This is a genomic window from Streptomyces sp. SCA2-17, from assembly GCF_044336695.1.
On the sequence record NZ_CP117521.1, the window covers coordinates 2180243 to 2196612 of the forward strand.

Sequence of the window (16370 nt, forward strand, 5' to 3'; positions counted from 1 at the left end):
AACAGTGTCAACGCCAGGAGCACAACATGGCCGTGTGCCCGAGTGGTTGAGGGGCTCGCCTGCAAAGCGAGTTACGCCGGTTCGAATCCGGTCACGGCCTCTCGGCTTTGTGAGTAGAACTACTCAGGCCGGATTGAGTGAGCACGCGCTCCCGGGAAAGGCACGCCCCGGGGTGTGATCACCTCATGAAGACGAAGCCGCTGCCGGACCTGCCCGGCCTCACTCCGAAGCGGCCCAATGACATCGGCATGGTGGCATTGGCGCTGGCCGTAACGGCGGTGCTGACCGCCGGCACGCTCTGGGGCATTCCGCTGGCCGTCCCGCTCGGCCTGGCCGCGACGGTCTGCGGTGCGATCGGCTGGAGACGGGTGAAGCAGGACAAGGCCGATGTCCGCGTCCCGGCGCTCATCGGTATCGCTCTGGGCGCCACGGTGATGGCTGTCTGCCTGGGCCTGGTGATCTGGTTCCTCAACGGGCTCTCCCACCTCGACGACAGGCCTGAGGACCTGGTCTCGGCGGGTGGCAAGTACGGGACACCACTGAGCCCCGGCGGAACAGCGCGCTACCGGGACGGCGTGAAGGTGACCGTGGGCAAGGCCCGGCGCGTCCCGAACCTTCCCGGTGACGTCGCCTTGGTGAAGGGCGAGCTGACCTACGAGTTCACGGTGACGTACGTCAACGACCAGGGGAAGTCCGTCAAGCTGGCGTGGAACGGAATCAGCACCGAAAAAAAGCTCAAGCCGGGCGACCTCACCCCCACGGGCCCCATGAGCCCGAAATGGGACCGCGACCACCCCTGGTTCCCGGATGAACTCGCACCCCACCAGAAGGTCACGGTGAAGATGCACACCAACGCCCCACCGGACGCAACCACCCTGGACTTCGCCTGCACCCCGACGGACTACCGCGACGAGGCCCACTGGCTACTGCCGCTCAACTGACCCTGAAGCACCCGCGGTAGAGGCCCAGGGCCATCCGCCTGTCCACCGAGGGCTCTGTAACGTACACACCAGAATCCTGCGCCGTGCCCGGCGCCGAACAGGGCACCGTTTTGTCGACTTCCAGGACTTCGTGCGCCCAGTGCGCCCGAGCGCCGGGACGGAGGTTCAGCGATGGGCCGTCTTCTGGACAAATGGCTCGGCACCAAGTACCCGGACTGCGATGTCGTGCCGCTTTCCGCTACAGAGGTCCGGGAAGCAATGCTCGCGGTCAGCGGCCTGCGCGTGCCATTTCTCATACGCAATGCCGGCCCTGCGGAGCACGCCGACGTAGTGGCGGAGTGGTGGTTCCGGACGGGTAGTTTCGACAACCCCAGTCGGCAGGAGGAGCAGAGAGCCAGGCTCCGGATGTACCTGAACCCGTCGCGGCATGAGGTGCAGGTCATCCAGGAACAGTGGTCTTCCGGCGGGGGCGGGCTGTCCATGCGGCACGGGTACCGCCCGGGCGGAACATTCACCGTGGAGTGGGAGTACGAGCGGGGACCCGACGGCCGTCGTCGCCGCGTCACGACGCTGGACACGCGTGACGTGAGGAACGCCCTGCAAAAGGCGGTCCTCAGCTCGGGATGGACCTGGCGCAGACTCCGAGGGGTCTGACCGGCCCACGAGACCGGAAGCGCCGTCCCGGCAGCAGCGCTGCGCCCATGATCCGGTCCGGGCTGCGCCCAGTGCGCCACCCTTGCTAGTTTCGAACGTCTGAATGCCCTGGTGCGGTTGGGTTGATCCGACAGGGCACGAGCTGACGAGACTTCCGGGGGGACCGTGGAGTTCGAAGACGAGTGGGGCACACTGCAGGCCGAGTCGGCGGCGCGGCTGGGAGGCCCGGGCCGGACCGGCTCCGACGGGGCCGATGAGCCGCACACGCAGCTCAACGGCACGTCGCCGGGCGGGGGCGGCGACGGCCAGGGGCTCGCTTCCTCCGCCGCCAAGAAGAAGACGGCGGTCTCGGCCCTTGAGCAGCACATCCAGCCCGACCTCGGCGAGGCCGGCAGACTCATGGACGGGGCCATGGAAGCCGCGGGCAAGGGTTTCAAGGACTGGGCCACCGGGGCGGGCATCAACGAGGCGCTGAAGGGCTGGCGCGCCTCGGTGAAGGAACTACAGAACCGCCTCTCCGCCGAGAAATCCGCACTGAGCGGCACCAATGTGCTGTTCCACGGAGCCGACAACGGCCTGGGCGCCGAATTCGATCGCCGCTTCCCTTCTACGCCTCCGGTTCTGCCCGGGCCCGCCCCGGCAGGCGGTAAACCGCCGTTCCTCTCCGGCCTGGCGGACTACTGAAAGGGCACGTCCGGAACATGCTCACGTACCACCAGGTCATGACCACCGACCTCGCCTTGCTGACGACGGCGGCCGAGGAGTGGGACAAGGCGGCGAAGGACTTCGAGAAGGTACAGAAGGCCTACAACAGCCAGGTGCAGAACGTCGCCGTCGACGGCTCGTGGACCGGCGTCGCCCGCACGTTCGCCGAGATGGCCAACAAGCAGACGTATGAGCAGTTCAGCGCGGCCGCCAAGGAGGCTCGTGCGCTCGCCTCCCTCCTACGGGACGCGCACGCCCAGTTCACGGATCTGCGCGGCAAGCTCAAAGCACAGGTGGCGAAGGCCGAAGAGGCGGGCATGAAGGTGTCCGACGACGGCGCCGCCCGCTTCGACTTCGAGAAGGCGGACAAGGCCCTCGCAAACGCGGCACGCCACGACCCCGACCTCCACACCACGGAAAGCAACTGGTCCAAGTCCATCGGCGACCTCGTCCAGGCCTTCGACGACGCCGACCAGGGCGTGAAACTGGCACTGACGGCCGCCGTACAGGACTCCGACCCTCTCGACGGGTTCGACCACGGTTTCAACGCCAAGGCCGAAGGCGACATCGAAAAGGTCGAGGGCCGGCGCCAGGCCGAACTGGCCCGGCTCTCGCACTGGGACGACAAGCAGCTCGCCGAGATGCAGCGCCTGCAACGCGACAACAAGAACAGCTCCGAGTTCAGCCAGACCTTCCTCGCCGAGCTCGGCGCCGACAAGACCATCGACTACGCCAACAGGCTGCGCGGGCTGGCCAGCGGGGACAAAAAGCAAGAATACGAGCAGTTGCAGAACGGCCTCGCGACGAACATCGCCGCCGCGACGCGCGACGCGAATTCGCCGTTCTACGAGAAGTGGCGCGAGGACCTACGCAAGGCCGGTACGAAGAACTACGGCAGCAAGACGGACCCGTACTACGGCTACCAGTCCTTCGTCAGCCTCATGGAACATCACGACCGATACGGGAAACAGTTCCTCCGCGATCTCGGCAACGACATCATCGACACAGAGAAGAAGCACAAGGACATCTGGACGCAGTGGCGCAGGCACCCCGGCATAGCGAGTGACCCCCTCGACCACCTGCTGGGCATCATGGGCAAGGACCCCGCCACCGCGACCTCATTCCTCGATCCCGGCGCGGACGGCAAGAACGACCACCTGAAATACCTGCTCAAGGACCGCGACTGGCCGAAGATCGCACTCAGCGGCCCCGGGGCACTCCTCTCCCAGGACGATCCGGCGGCTCGCACCGGGCTCGGGGCCGCACTGGAGGCTGCGGCGACAGGTGAAGTGCCCGGCACCAAGCACACGCTGGGCGGGCACACCGAGGCCGAGGCACGCGTCATGCACGACACCCTCCGCACCCTCAACGAGGGCGGCAAGGGCGACAAGCTCCCCGCGAATCTGCGGGCCCCGCTCGGGAACATGCTCACGGACTACACGACCGACACCCACGAGATCCTTTCCCGCACCAACGAGGACTACAAGAAGCTGGGCGAGGAGGGCGGAATATGGAAGGACGGCAATACCGTCCGTATGGCCGTCCACAAGGACGACCTCGTCAAGATCATGCGTGGGGTCGCTGACGACCCCACGGCCTACGCGTCGATGTACAACGCCGAGCGGCAATACGCCGCGGATACCTTGGTCCGTGTGCCCTTCAACGGCAACGCCGACGACCGAGCGGCCGTCATCGAAGCCGCCTCGTCGGTCTACGGCTTCTACGACGGCGTCAGCTCAGACGTGGTGTTCGACAAGCGGGACAAGGCCATCCAGTGGGCCCGGGACGTCAGCCACGCCGTGACCGGGTCTTCCGGAGCAGCCCTCAATTTCGTTCCCGCCGAGATCGGCGGCGAAGAGACACCGAAGGGCCTCAAGGTTGGCCTTGACATCGCCAACCGCATCACCGATTTTGCCATGTACGAGTGGACGAAGGAGCAAATCAGCGAAGCATCCCAAGCAGCCGGAGAGCAGAACCGGGCGGAATTCAACCACGGCCAGCGCGAGGTGGACAGTCTTATCGTGGAATGGGGTGCGAAGAATGACCACCAAGCCACCGACGGACTCATACGTCACCTGGTGGGTTCCGGACAGGAGCGCCACGACAGTGCCCGGAACGAAGCGTTCATCGCCTTGGATCGCGAGAAGTAGCGCCTGCTGCGCGATGACGCGCCCTGCTGCCCAAATTATCCGCGACCCCATACAAGGACCACTGCCGTGCCTCGTGTCCGCCCTCGCCGGCTGATCACCGTATTCGCCGTTCTCGTCTGCCTGCTGCTCGTCGCCGGAGGAGCCTTCTACTTTTCGGGTGGCTACGAGAGCTGGCGCGACGAGCGGTCCTTGAGTGCTGCCTGCAATGGGCTGCTCTCCAAGGAGGACGCTCGCTCGGTTTCAGGAGGAAGCCGGGTCTATGCGAAGCAAGACCACCAGTTCGACTTCCTCCTCTCCGAGGGCAGCGGTGGCGGCCGCGTCACCGACTGCGTTCTGAAGGACCGGGACGCCCGCAGTGTGGTGACCGTGGACGTCCACTGGACCTCGAAGTCCCACACCCCGGTAAGAACGCTGCCGGTGCAACTGCAACAGAACACGCGCACCGGCGTCGTCCCGATCGGGGCCGACTGGCCCGGATCGATCGCCAGCGACGACGGCCAGCTCTTCGGGATCGTCGAGCTCGCGTGCCGCAACAAGCAGGAAGAGAGCCTGCTCGTCGCTACACGCGCCCTCTACCCGGACGCCGACGACGAAAATCGTGCGGGCCTCGCCCGGTTGACCACGCGCACCGCGAAGAGCGCCGCCGCAAAGTTCGGCTGTGACGCCTCCGTAGGCAAAGCCACCAGCAGCGTCGCACCGGACCCGGCCCGGAACCAGGTCCCGCTCGGCAAGGCGAGAGGGACGTGCGCGCCGGTCGTCGCTCTCGCCGATGGAGTCAAGCAATCCGGAGCGGTATCGGCAGCGGACGCCCCTTCGGACCCCCACACGCTGACGGAAGGCTGCTACCTGACCGACGCCCGCGGCTACCAGCTCTATCGGCTTACCGCTTCCTACGGGACCCTCGCCGAAATCGTGCGCCGTGAGGCCCGAGAGTTCGATGCGACCGGCGATTCCGGATTCGATGACAAGAACCACCACGGATATGGCAGCGCCCAGTGCGCCGATAGCACCAAGCGCTCGCTCTACACCCTGAAACCCGTCATACGCGGCGCCAACATGGGCCTCTCCGTCAAGAACCCGGATCCGCAGTTCGAGCGCGCAGCGCTCAAGGCATTTGCCGAGCAGTCGGCGAAGACGCACGGCTGCCGCGATCTGAAGCTTCCGTGAACCGGTGATACCTCAGAGAGCGGCGCTGCCTCGGTCGGTGTTGCGGCGGCGGTTGAGGACGATGGGGGTGGCGATGGCTGCCCCTATCAGGACTGCGGCTCCGGCGCCGAGGGCGATCCATTTGGTGGCGGTACCGCCGCCCTTCGCCGAGGCTTCGGTACCCGAGGGCTTCGAGAGCCTGTCGGCGCTGTCCGTGCCGTCGTCGCTCTTCGGCGCCTGCGAGGGCGCGGGCCCCGGGAGGGGGTTCACATCGGCCGGGCCCGGGTCGCCCGGGTCCTTGAGGGCGATACGGGGGCGGACGGCGCCGTAGCCGACGTAGTCGTTGCGCTTCTCGCCGGTGTCAGGCCGCCCTGCGGTGTTGATGAGGACGCGGGTTACCTGGTTGGCGGTCCAGGTGGGGTGGACGGACCAGATTAGGGCAGCGGAGGCGGAGGCGAGGGCGGTGGCGCCGCTGGTGCCGTTGCCTCGGCAGACCTCGGTACCCCCTGTGCAAGCGGAGACCATGTCGGCGCCCGGGGCGGACAGGTCCACTTGCGGGCCGTGTTGCGACCAGGTTGCGGCTGCGCCTTCCTGGTTCAGGCCAGCCACGCCGATGACACCCGGATAAGCAGCTGGGTACTCAACTGAGTTGAGCTTGTCACCCGTGTTACCCACCGCTGCGAAGACCATCTTCCCCTTGCTCAAGGCGTAGGCGATGGCCTTTTCCTCAGCCTCATTCCGCCCGCCGCCGCCCCGAGAGATGTTGATGATTCGGGCGTCCGACTCCGCCGCATAGCGAAGCGCGTCGACCATCATTCTTGAGCCCTCGGTAAAGTTCTTCCCGCCCACACGAAGAGGGAGAATTTTCGTCCCGGGGGCAAGGCCATACGAACCGACGTCGCTACCCGCCTTTCCTGTACCTGCGATGAGAGCCGCCATGCTGCTCCCGTGGCCATCGGTGTCTGTGCGGGCGTCACCCGGCTCAGACGTGAAGTTCTTCCCCTCAAGAACCTGACCTCGCAAATCAGGCAAGCTGGCGTCTACTCCGGAGTCGATCACTGCTACCGTGACCCCCGCTCCCGTGCTGGTATTCCACATCTCTTCCGCGTGCATGGCGTCCAGATGCCACTGTCGAGAGCGGATGGTGTCAGCGTGAGCGGTCGTTGCCACTGCTCCGCTCACGATCAGGGTGGCCAAAAGGACGCCTACGGCACGAGCGTTGCGCATGTGGATGTCCTCTACTCGATGACCGGTGGCACAACGCGCTTGCTGTCCTGGCCCCAGGTCTCCTCGTCCTCGACCAGGTAGTCGGGGCGTCGACTGCCAGACCGCCGCTCCGGAGAGGCACCACCGGCGCCTGCGGCAGGCATGAAGCCGCCCATCATCCCCGGCCTTCCAGAGGCGTTATTGCGGGTCTCCCCTGTGCCCGCGCCACGCACCAGTCCTGTACCGCCCGGAGTGAATGCTGCGCCACCACCTCCGGGGCGTCCCCCAACGATTCCACCGGGCTCCGTCGCTCTGGCTCTGCCTGCTCCGGTTCCTGAGCTACCGGATACAGGCCCGGGCATCCCGCCGAAACCCGTTCCGGGAACCATGGGCGGCCGGGTCTGCCCCTGCCGCGGAGACGGTTCCGTACCGACTACAGGAGCCCTTCCGGGACTCTGTGTCGGCACGGATCCGCGTGGTGTGGGGCGGCCACCGACGATGCCATCGCGCGGCACGTTCGGTAGCCGAATGTCCGGACGGCGGCTGGCACCAGGCCCGGTCTCCGGAGTCGGAATTCTGGAGGCCGGCCGCCCGCCCCGGTCAGGGATCGGCCTCCCCGGGAGGCGGTCCACATCGGGGCGTCGTTCAGGGCGAGGCAAAGCGGGTAGGGGAACGTGTGGCAAGGGAATCTGCGGCTTTCTGGCGTCTGGTGAAACGACCGGCGGCCGATCCTGCTGCTGAATCGGCACACGGTGTGGTGCTTCGACACCGCCGGAGAGGTCCAGTTCCGGTTGCCGAGTCCGTTCGCCTGAGCTGGTCGGTGTCGCCGCACCGAGCCCGCCGGTGTTCGATACCCCGCCTCCGTAGCTACTCGGCGTACCCCCGCCCGAACCGCCACCGACCGACGCACCACCACCAGTTCTATCCGGAAGGCGCTCATGATCCAGCCCTTCGTGCCTGCGTGTGTCCGGCATGATGCGCTCCGGCATAGGCCGAAAATTAGGCCGAGGCGCCCGCAAGATCTGCGTCGCCGACTGGTCGTACGACTCCGACAGCGCCTTCATCAGCCCAGCTGCGGCCTTGTGGTTGTCATCGAGCCGCTTCTGGGCGTCGTACGCCTCTTTCTGCGTGGGGCCGCCGCTCACCAGGTTGTTGCCGCCGAGAGGTTCCAGGCCGGGCATGGGGACCTTGCCCAGGGCCAGGGGGTTGTTCTTCAGCCAGGCGTCGACCGTGGCCTTGTCCTGCGGCGAGTACTTCGGCATGCGTCGTGCTCTGCCCAGGTCCGTGGACGCGAAGCCCATCCACTTGTCGACCTCCTTGGCGTACTCACTGAGCCGGCGCGTCTCATTGACCATGGAGTTGCCCCACCTGCGAAAGGCTTCGCCGGCCTCGCCCGACCAGATGACGCCCTCCATGTGTTCCTTGAGGTCGTCGCTGAGCTTCTTGATGGCCTGGGCCGTACCGTTGAGGGTGAGGGAGACCGCGATGACGCGGTGCTGGTCCGCGTGCTCGACCATCGCCTGGAGCTTCTCGTGCGGGATGGCGTAGAAGTCCTGGACAGGCGTGCACATCGGCAGCTGCCGTGGGTCCTTGTCACTTCTGGGCAGGGCTGCGTCGGTCATGAGTGCTGTGCTTCCTTCCCTTGTCTAGAAGGGGACGTTTCCGCCTGTCCCGCCATTGCCGCCGTTGCCGCCACTCCCACCGTCCGCGCGCAGTTCCGTACGCGGCCCCGTCCTCGACGTGTGCGGCTGTGCCGTCTCGGCGTCCGGGTCGAGTTTCGGGTCGTACTGGCGCTGCATCCGCTCGTGGATCGCCCAGAGCTTCTCCCGCTCCTCCGCGTCCGTGCCGGCGTAGCCTCCGTGGGCTTCCAGCATGGCGTCGCCGAGTGCGCTGATCTGGTCGTTCAGCAGCTTGGACAGTGTCACCAAGTCGGTGTGGACGGAGTGGTAGACCCCGTAGAGCGCGTCAGCGGCGTTGAAGCCATGGCCCAAGTGGGCCTGCGTCAACCCCGTGTCGGCCACCTTGCTCGGTGCCCCGTCGGACTCGTCCAGCGTCCGCAGCAGCTCGTCCACCCGGCCCTTGAACCTCTTCAGCGAGGCCAGTTCGGCTGCGAAGCCCCCCTTGGGCGATGCCTGCTCAGTCACGTTCGCCTCTTCACTGCTTTCCCCACCCGCCGGCCCCCGGTCAACCACCGGCCATCACATGTAACTTCACGCTACACAGTACTGCCGTGCAGTGACACTCACATAAGTACGGGTACTCAGGAGTTGACGGAGGCCGCCACCGCCGCCTGCGGGCGGATCGGGAGGCGGTTGACCGGGCGGCCCGTGGCCGCGCGTACCGCTGCTGCCACCGCCGCCGGGGACGTCACCACCGGGACCGCGCTGATCGCCTTGGCGCCGAAGGGGGCTACGACGTCCCGTTCTTCCACCAGCTTCACGATGTGGACGTCCGGGGTGTCCATCGACGTGGGCAGGGCGTAGCCCGTGAAGTCCGGGCGGCGGACCACGCCCGCCGCCGTGCGGAGGTTTTCGGTCAGGGCCGCGCCCACGCCCTGGGTGACGCCGGCCTCGATACGGGCACGAGCCTGCTTCGGGTTCAGGACTCGGCCTACGTCCTGGGCCACCGCCATCTCGACCACGCGCACCGAGCCCAGTTCCACGTCCACGTCCACCACCGCGCGCACCGCGCAGAACGCCATGCCCACGAACGCGTCCCCCTGGCCGGATTCGTCCAGCGGCTCCGTGGGGTGGGGGCGGCACTGGGCCGTCGCCCAGAGTTCCTTGCCGTCCAGGGCTTCGGCGACCGTCGTGCTGAGGACGCCGTCGTACGACGTGATCTTCCCGTCGGCGATCGTGAGCAGCTCCGCGGACATGCCGAACTGCGCGGCCAGCGGCTGCAGGAGCTGCGTCCGGACCATCCGCGCCGCCCGCTCGACCGCGCCGCCCGAGACCCACGTGTGGCGGCTGTGCGCGCCGGGGCCGGAGGGGGGCTGGTCGGTGTCGACGGGGGCGACGTAGACCTCGTCCAGGCCGAGGACCTCCTGGACGATCTGGCGGGCCAGGGTCGAGAAGCCCTGCCCCGTCTCCACGGCGGCGCAGATGACCGTGGCCGTCGGGCCGGTCACCTTGACCGTCGCCGTCGAGACCTCGTCCGCGCCCTCCGCGCCGAGCATGTGCACCATGCCCAGGCCGTAGCCGACGCCGCGCCGCACCGCGCCGGGCTCGCCCGCGCCGTCGGGGCCGCCGGGCAGCACCCACTCTTCCTCGGAGTCGTCGGAGGGGAGGGCGGGCAGCGGGTAGTCGCGGACGGCGCGCAGGAGTTCGGCGACGGGCGCGGGGCAGGTGACGGTCTGGCCGGTGGGCAGCAGGTCGCCCGTGGCCATCACGTTGCGCAGGCGCAGCTCGGCCGGGTCGAGGCCCAGGCGTGCCGCGAGCTTGTCCATCTGGCCCTCGTACGCGGCGCACACCTGCATGGCGCCCTCGCCGCGCACGTGCCCGGACGGCGGGTTGTTGGTGCGGACGGCCCAGCCTTCGACGAAGGCGTGCGGGACGACGTAGGGGCCGCAGGCGAAGGCCACGGCGGCGGCCAGCGCGTCGGACGAGGAGTCGGCGTAGGCGCCGGCGTCCAGCAGGATCTGCGCCTCGACCTTCACCAGCTTGCCGTCGGCGTCCGCATGGTGGCGGTAGCGCAGCAGGGTGGGGTGGCGGTGCGGGTGGCCGAGGAAGGACTCCTCGCGGGTGGCGACGAGCTTGACGGGCCGGCCGGTGCGCAGGGCGAGCAGGCCGAGCGGCAGCTGCATGCCGGGGTCCTCGCGGTCGCCCGTCGCGCCGGGCACGCCGGTGACGACGATCTTGACGCGCTCGGGCGCCAGGCCGAAGCAGGCCGCGGCGAGGTCGCGATCGGCGTGCGGGTCCGTCGACGCGGTGTAGATCTCGACGCCGCCGTCGGGGCGGGGCACGGCCAGGCCGGCCTCGGCGCCGATGGGCGCGGGGTCCTGGCGGCCGATGCGGTACAGGCCCTCGACGATGACCTCGCCGATCGCCTCCGGGTCGCCGAAGCGCAGCGGGATGTGGCGGATCAGATTGCCGTCGGGGTGCAGCGGCTCGGCGGAGAAGGCCTGCTCGGGGTCGGTGACCGGCTCCAGCACCTCGTACTCGACGGCGATGGCCGCCGCGGCCAGCCGGGCCGTGTCGGGGTGGTCGGCGGCGACGGCGGCGATCGGCTCGCCGTGGTGGCGCACGAGCTCGGACGCGAACACCGGCCGGTCGGCGACCTTGCGGCCGTGGGCGGCGTCGCCCGGCACGTCCGCGTGCGTGACGACGGCGCGGACGCCCGGCATCCGGGCGGCCTCGGAGGTGTCGATCGACAGGATGCGGGCATGCGGGTGCGGGGACCGCAGGAGCGCGGCCCACAGCAGGCCTTCCGCCCACAGGTCGGCCGCGTACGGGTAGATGCCCTGGGTCTTGGCCTCCGCGTCGGCCGGGGGGAGGGAGGCGCCGATGCCGTGCGTCGGTTCGGCGTGGCTGCCGGGCGAGGCGAGCGGGGGGACGGTGATGGCCGTGGCGCCACCCTCGGCCGTACCGGCCATTCCCGCCATACCGCCCATTCCGCCGCTTCCCGTCATGCCGTCGCCCTTCCGCTGCCCCCGCCGTGCGGGCCCGCCTGGTGCGGGATGCGGGCCTGGTCCGCATCCGGCTGCCCGGCCTCGTACTGCTGGTACTGCTCGTGCTGCTGGTACTGCTCGTGCTGCTGCTGCGCGTCCTGAAGCCCCTGCTGGAGCCCCTGCTGGAACCCCGGCTGTGCCCCCTGCTCGAACTCCGGCTGGAACTCCGGCTGGAACTCCGCCTGCGTCCCCTGCTGGAGCTCCTGCTCGTGCGCCGCGGCGGCCTCGCGCTCGCCGACGACCTGGCGGACCGCGTCGAGCACGCCCCGGTAGCCGGAGCAGCGGCAGAGGTTGCCGCAGATGGCCTGGCGGGTCTCCAACTCGGTCGGGGCGTGGTTGCCCTCCAGCAGGTCGTGCATGGTCATCGCCATGCCCGGCACGCAGAAGCCGCACTGCACGGCACCGCACTCGGCGAGCGCCCGCTGCACGTCGGACGGCCGCCCGCCGACGGCCAGGCCCTCGACCGTGCGGATCTCGGAGCCGGCGGTCGTGGCCGCCGGAACGAGGCAGGACGCGACGAGCCGCCCGTCGACCTGCACGGAGCAGGCCCCGCACTCGCCCTGCGAGCAGCCGTCCTTGGCCCCGGCCAGGCCGAGGCGCTCGCGCAGCACGTACAGCAGCGACTCCCCGATCCAGGCGTCGGTGACGGGCCGGTCGGTGCCGTTGACACGCAGGACGTACGAGGCGCAGGGGTGCTCGACGTGGGGGGCGAGGGGGTGGGCGCCCAGGCCGAGGGGGTCGGCGCCGAGCGGCTCGTGCGGCGCGAGCGGGTCGTGGCCGAGGGGGGCGTACGCGGTCGGCGCCGGGTCCTCGTGGGCGGGCCCGCCGGCTGCCGCCGGGGCTACGGAATCGGCTACGGCATCACCCGCGGCTACGGCCGCCTCCGGCCCGCCCTGCTGCGGTACGAACGGCTCGGCCTGCGTGGGCTGGGCAGGCTGCTCCGGCCGGGCGGCGGGCTGCTCCGCCGGCTGCTCCGGGTCCTGGGAGAGGGTCGGCAGGCCGGGCTGCTCGGTGGGCTCGTTCCCCCCGGCCCCCTCGGTCTGCTCCGCGTGGCCGAACGACTCCGCGTGCATCGGCTGCTGCGGCGGTACGGACTGGGCGTGCTGCGGGGGCTCCGGCTGTTGCGGCCCCGGCTGCTGCTGAGGCTCCGGCTGCTGCTCCGGCTCGCCTGCGGAGCCCTCCCTCCGCGCCGGCCGCACCGCCGGCTCCGGCTCCTCCGTGGCGGCAACCGCCTCCGCGCCGCCCGGATTATCGCCCGTACCGGTGACATCCGTGACGTACTGCGGCACGGTGAACGCGCCCGTCACGTCCACGGCCGGCGGCTCGGCGGAAGCGGAATTCCCGGCGGCGGAGGCGGCCGAGGCGTCCGGGGCGACCGGGCTCGTAAAGCCGTTCAGCGCGTACTCACCGGAGGTGTCGGACGCGTCCCCCGCACCCTCGGACACCACCGGAACCGACCACTGGCCGGTGTCGCCCGCAATGGGCGTACCGGCGGCAGGCGTCGCCGCGGCCAGGGACTGGCGCCAGGAGTCGTCCACGGGCTGCGCGGACCACGGAGCCGGGTCGTGAGCCGGAGCCGGAGCCGGAGGCTCCTGCACCGCCGCACCCCCCTGCGCCACGTACTCACCGGACTCGTCAACAGGGTCGTCACCCATGGCCGGTACGGACCACTGGCCGGTGGAACCCGTGGCGCCTTCACCCGGCATCGGCCACTCCGCCGTGGCCTGCGGATCGGCACCATGCGCGCCGCTGTCACGCAATTCATGCTGGGGCTCAGGCCGGGGCTCCTGCGGCGGCACCCCCCACTGCCCGTGCGCCCCCGCAGCCGCCGGAGCCTGCTGCCAGGAGTCCGCGGACGGCGGGACATACCCGCCCGAACCGGCCGCGGCCAGCGGGTCCCAGGCGCCCGTGCCGGACATGGCCGCGCCCGGGTGGGCGAGGAGCTCCGGCGGAAGTTGCAGGAACGTGGTGCCCTCGTCGTACTCCCCGCCGCGCGGGATCGGCTGCCAGCCGGCCGGGCCGGCGGCGTGGGCCTGTCGCTGTTCGTCACTCACGCGAGTGCCCTCCCCAGTGCTCGGCGGGCCAGAGTCGCCACCGTACGACGCAGGTGCAGCGCGGCAGGCGGCAGGGTGCCCGGCTCCCCGCCGTCGGGAGCGGGGGCGGGGTCCGGGATGCACGCCGCGGCGACGTACTCGCCGAAGGCGGCGCACGCCTCGGGGGCGAGCGTGCGCTCGCCGTCCCAGTCGATGAGCGAGGCGACCCAGCGCTCGGCGTCGAGGGGGCGCAGCGGCATGGGCGCGACGGCGCCCACCGCGCAGCGCACGCCCCGGCGCGCGGGGTCGAGGACGACGGCCACGGACGCGGTGGCGCGGCCGGGGCCGGTGCGGCCGGTGGCCTTGAGGAAGGTCTGCGGGGCGTGCAGCAGCGGCACGCGGACGTAGCCGATGAGCTCGCCGGGGCCGAGCATCTCGTAGCCCGCGAGGAGGTGGCCGACGGGGATCTCGCGGCGGCTGCCGCCGGGGCCGGCGATGATGAGGGAGGCTTCGAGGGCGGCGAGGACGGGCAGGGCGTCGCCGGTCGGCGCGGCGGAGGCGATGTTGCCCCCGAGGGTGCCGGCGTTGCGGATCTGGGGCGGGCCGGCGGCGCGCGCGGCGGCCGCGAGCGCCGGGATGAGGGCCGCGAAGTCGGGACGGCCCATCCTGGCGTGGGTGAGGCCGGCGCCGAGCAGGGCGTGGCCGTCCTGGTACTGCCAGCCGCGGATCTCGCTGATGCGGCCGAGGCCGACGAGCCCGGCGGGCCGCAGCAGCCCGGAGTTGACGGCGGCCATCAGATCGGTGCCACCCGCGACGGGCACGGCCGCGGGCATGGCGGCCAGCGCCGCCACGGCCTCGTCGAGCGAGCCCGGCAGCGTCACCGTGTGCGCTGCCTGCGGTGCGTGCGTGGTCAACCCAGCTGCCCCTTCCCCGGTGGTCCCGGCTGTCCGGCCTGATCCCGCCGTACGATCCCGCCGTACGGTACGTCCTCACGGCCCGGACGTGGCAACTCTGGCACATCTTCGGACTCCGCCGTCGCGAGGGTCCACGAACCGCCGATCCGTCCCCGGCAATGCGAATGGTCCGATTTTCGGGGGTGTCCCCGTTGTGTACGGATTGCCATTGTCAGGGGGCCTTTTTACGACTTACGGCAGTGTGTGAAGGACCACCGTGCCAGCCGTCCGCCGCCGGGACGCGCAGCTTGGCCGTGGCTCACACGATCGGGGGCGCGCCCTCGATCGGGCGTCCGAGGACGCCGGGGCGGCGCTGCCAGGGCCTGGGGCCGCCCGGGGGCCGGTAGTCCACGCCGAGGGCGTCGAGACGGGCGTAATGGGCGGTCATACGGCGTTCGAACGCCGGGTAGTCGCGCTCGGCGGGGGCGGGCAGCTGCGACCAGACCGCTTCGGCGAAGGCGGCGAGGCGCGGGAAGGCCTGGTAGTCGAGGCGCTGCTGGTTCTCCGTCACCTCGCTCCAGAGGTTGGCCTGGGCGCCCAGGACGCGGGCGGCTCCGGCCTCGCCGAGCCCGGGCGGCACGGGGTCGAAGCGGTAGACGTCCTCCAGGGTGCGGACGTAGCCGATGGGTACGGGCTCGTCGGTACCGGCCGCCTGCCGGTGGTCGAGGTAGACGTGCTGCTCGGGACACATGACGACGTCGTGCCCGGCGCGCGCCGCCGCGATCCCGCCCGCGTAACCCCGCCAGGAGGACACCGCGGCCCCCTCCGCCAAGCCGCCCTCCAGGATCTCGTCCCAGCCGATGAGGCGGCGGCCGCGCTCGGCGAGCCAGCGGTCGAAGTGCCGGACGAACCAGCTCTGCAGCTCGTCCTCGCCGGACAGGCCCAGCTCGCGGATGCGGGCCTGCGCGGCGGGCGACGCCCGCCACTGGTCCTTGGGGCACTCGTCGCCCCCGATGTGCACGAAGGGCGACGGGAAGAGCTCCAGGACCTCCGTCAGCACGTCCTCGTAGAAGGCGAGGGTGCGGTCGGACGGAGCGAGGACGTTCGGGCTGATGCCCCAGGTGTCCCACACCTCCGGTGCGGCGGTGCCGGTCACGTCGGCGTTGCCCAGCCAGGGGTACGCGGCGATGGCGGCCTGCGAGTGCCCGGGAACGTCGATCTCGGGGACGACCGTGATGTGGCGCTCGGCGGCGTACGCGACGATCTCGCGGATGTCGTCCTGCGTGTAGTAGCCGCCGTGCGGCCGCTCGTCCCAGAGCGGCGAGGCCCGGTGCCCCACCTTGGTGCGGGCGCGCCAGGCGCCGACCTCCGTGAGGCGGGGGTGGCGCAGGATCTCGATCCGCCAGCCCTGGTCGTCCGTCAGGTGCAGGTGCAGGACGTTGAGCTTGTGCGCGGCGAGCAGGTCCAGGTACCGCAGCACGCCGTCCTTGGGCAGGAAGTGGCGGGCGACGTCGAGGAGGACGCCGCGCCAGGCGAACCGCGGGGCGTCTTCAACAGTGACGATCGGCACGTCCCACTCGCGCTTCCCCGTGACCGGCGCCCGCCGGAAAGCCTCCGGCCCGAGCAGCTGACGGAAGGTCTGCGCGCCCCGGAAGACACCGGCCGCGCTGCCGCCGTCGATGGCGACTCCGCAGCCCTCGCTACGGAACCGGTATCCCTCCGGCCCGAGCTCGCGCGCGACCTCCGGGCGTATGCGGAGGACGATGGTGTCGTGGTCCTCGTCGCCGTCGCCGTCGGGCAAAGGCAGACCGGTGGCCGCGCCGACCGTGGTGCGCAGCCAGCGCGCGACGCCCTCCGTGCCGGGCCCGGCGTTGACGGCGGTGTGCTCGTCGAGGATGCCGACGCCGTCGGCGGGCGGGATCCCGTCGACGCGGCGGGGCAGGGGAATCAGGTCCGGTTGGAAGTCGGTCATGGCA

At 70.4% G+C, this 16370-nt stretch carries 12 protein-coding genes and 1 tRNA gene; 6 read left to right on the top strand and 7 right to left on the bottom strand.

Annotation, left to right across the window (positions count from 1 at the left end; all coding sequences use genetic code 11):
• The first annotated feature begins 28 nt into the window (after positions 1–28).
• The 6 genes from PS271_RS09765 to PS271_RS09790 all read left to right on the top strand — a co-directional run bounded on the left by PS271_RS09765 (position 29) and on the right by PS271_RS09790 (position 5617).
• Positions 29–100: transfer RNA gene (locus PS271_RS09765), tRNA-Cys, on the top strand.
• A gap of 85 nt (positions 101–185) precedes the next feature.
• Positions 186–941, top strand: a complete 756-nt coding sequence (locus PS271_RS09770; protein WP_398381571.1) for a hypothetical protein — start codon at positions 186–188, stop codon at positions 939–941.
• A gap of 171 nt (positions 942–1112) precedes the next feature.
• Positions 1113–1595, top strand: a complete 483-nt coding sequence (locus PS271_RS09775; RefSeq protein ID WP_398381572.1) for a hypothetical protein — start codon at positions 1113–1115, stop codon at positions 1593–1595.
• Between the two features lie 165 nt (positions 1596–1760).
• Positions 1761–2279 carry a hypothetical protein gene (locus PS271_RS09780; RefSeq protein WP_398381573.1) on the top strand — a complete coding sequence of 173 codons (519 nt, stop codon included), beginning with the start codon at positions 1761–1763 and terminating at the stop codon, positions 2277–2279.
• Positions 2280–2317: 38 nt separating this feature from the next.
• Positions 2318–4450 carry a hypothetical protein gene (locus tag PS271_RS09785; RefSeq protein WP_398381574.1) on the top strand — a complete coding sequence of 711 codons (2133 nt, stop codon included), beginning with the start codon at positions 2318–2320 and terminating at the stop codon, positions 4448–4450.
• A gap of 66 nt (positions 4451–4516) precedes the next feature.
• A complete protein-coding gene (locus PS271_RS09790; protein WP_398381575.1) occupies positions 4517–5617 on the top strand; it encodes a hypothetical protein in 1101 nt (366 codons plus the stop codon).
• Between the two features lie 12 nt (positions 5618–5629).
• On the opposite strand, the gene mycP is transcribed toward PS271_RS09790, so the two are convergent.
• From mycP to PS271_RS09825, 7 genes are all read right to left on the bottom strand, one after another.
• Positions 5630–6823, bottom strand: a complete 1194-nt coding sequence (gene mycP / locus PS271_RS09795; RefSeq protein WP_398381576.1) for a type VII secretion-associated serine protease mycosin — start codon at positions 6821–6823, stop codon at positions 5630–5632.
• Positions 6824–6834: 11 nt separating this feature from the next.
• The gene (locus PS271_RS09800) at positions 6835–8424 is read right to left on the bottom strand and encodes a hypothetical protein (protein WP_398381577.1); all 1590 of its coding nucleotides are present in this window, start codon (positions 8422–8424) and stop codon (positions 6835–6837) included.
• A gap of 24 nt (positions 8425–8448) precedes the next feature.
• A complete protein-coding gene (locus tag PS271_RS09805) occupies positions 8449–8946 on the bottom strand; it encodes a DUF2563 family protein (RefSeq protein ID WP_398381578.1) in 498 nt (165 codons plus the stop codon).
• 116 nt (positions 8947–9062) lie between these two features.
• On the bottom strand, positions 9063–11402 hold the full coding sequence (locus PS271_RS09810) for a molybdopterin cofactor-binding domain-containing protein (protein ID WP_398386782.1): 2340 nt from the start codon (positions 11400–11402) through the stop codon (positions 9063–9065).
• 23 nt (positions 11403–11425) lie between these two features.
• Positions 11426–13522 carry a (2Fe-2S)-binding protein gene (locus PS271_RS09815; protein WP_398381579.1) on the bottom strand — a complete coding sequence of 699 codons (2097 nt, stop codon included), beginning with the start codon at positions 13520–13522 and terminating at the stop codon, positions 11426–11428.
• Positions 13519–14415 carry an FAD binding domain-containing protein gene (locus PS271_RS09820; RefSeq protein ID WP_398381580.1) on the bottom strand — a complete coding sequence of 299 codons (897 nt, stop codon included), beginning with the start codon at positions 14413–14415 and terminating at the stop codon, positions 13519–13521. Before PS271_RS09820 ends, PS271_RS09815 begins: the two co-directional genes overlap by 4 nt.
• Positions 14416–14713: 298 nt before the next feature.
• Entirely contained in the window at positions 14714–16366 is a 1653-nt protein-coding gene (locus PS271_RS09825) for a beta-N-acetylhexosaminidase (RefSeq protein ID WP_398381581.1), read from the bottom strand.
• Positions 16367–16370 lie beyond the last annotated feature (4 nt).

Coding starts and splice junctions, on each gene's coding strand:
- PS271_RS09770 (WP_398381571.1), top strand. CDS start 186: ATGAAGACGAAGCCGCTGCCGGACCTGCCCGGCCTCACTCCGAAGCGG.
- PS271_RS09775 (WP_398381572.1), top strand. CDS start 1,113: ATGGGCCGTCTTCTGGACAAATGGCTCGGCACCAAGTACCCGGACTGC.
- PS271_RS09785 (WP_398381574.1), top strand. CDS start 2,318: ATGACCACCGACCTCGCCTTGCTGACGACGGCGGCCGAGGAGTGGGAC.
- mycP (WP_398381576.1), bottom strand. CDS start 6,823: ATGCGCAACGCTCGTGCCGTAGGCGTCCTTTTGGCCACCCTGATCGTG.
- PS271_RS09800 (WP_398381577.1), bottom strand. CDS start 8,424: ATGACCGACGCAGCCCTGCCCAGAAGTGACAAGGACCCACGGCAGCTG.
- PS271_RS09810 (WP_398386782.1), bottom strand. CDS start 11,402: ATGGCGGGAATGGCCGGTACGGCCGAGGGTGGCGCCACGGCCATCACC.
- PS271_RS09825 (WP_398381581.1), bottom strand. CDS start 16,366: ATGACCGACTTCCAACCGGACCTGATTCCCCTGCCCCGCCGCGTCGAC.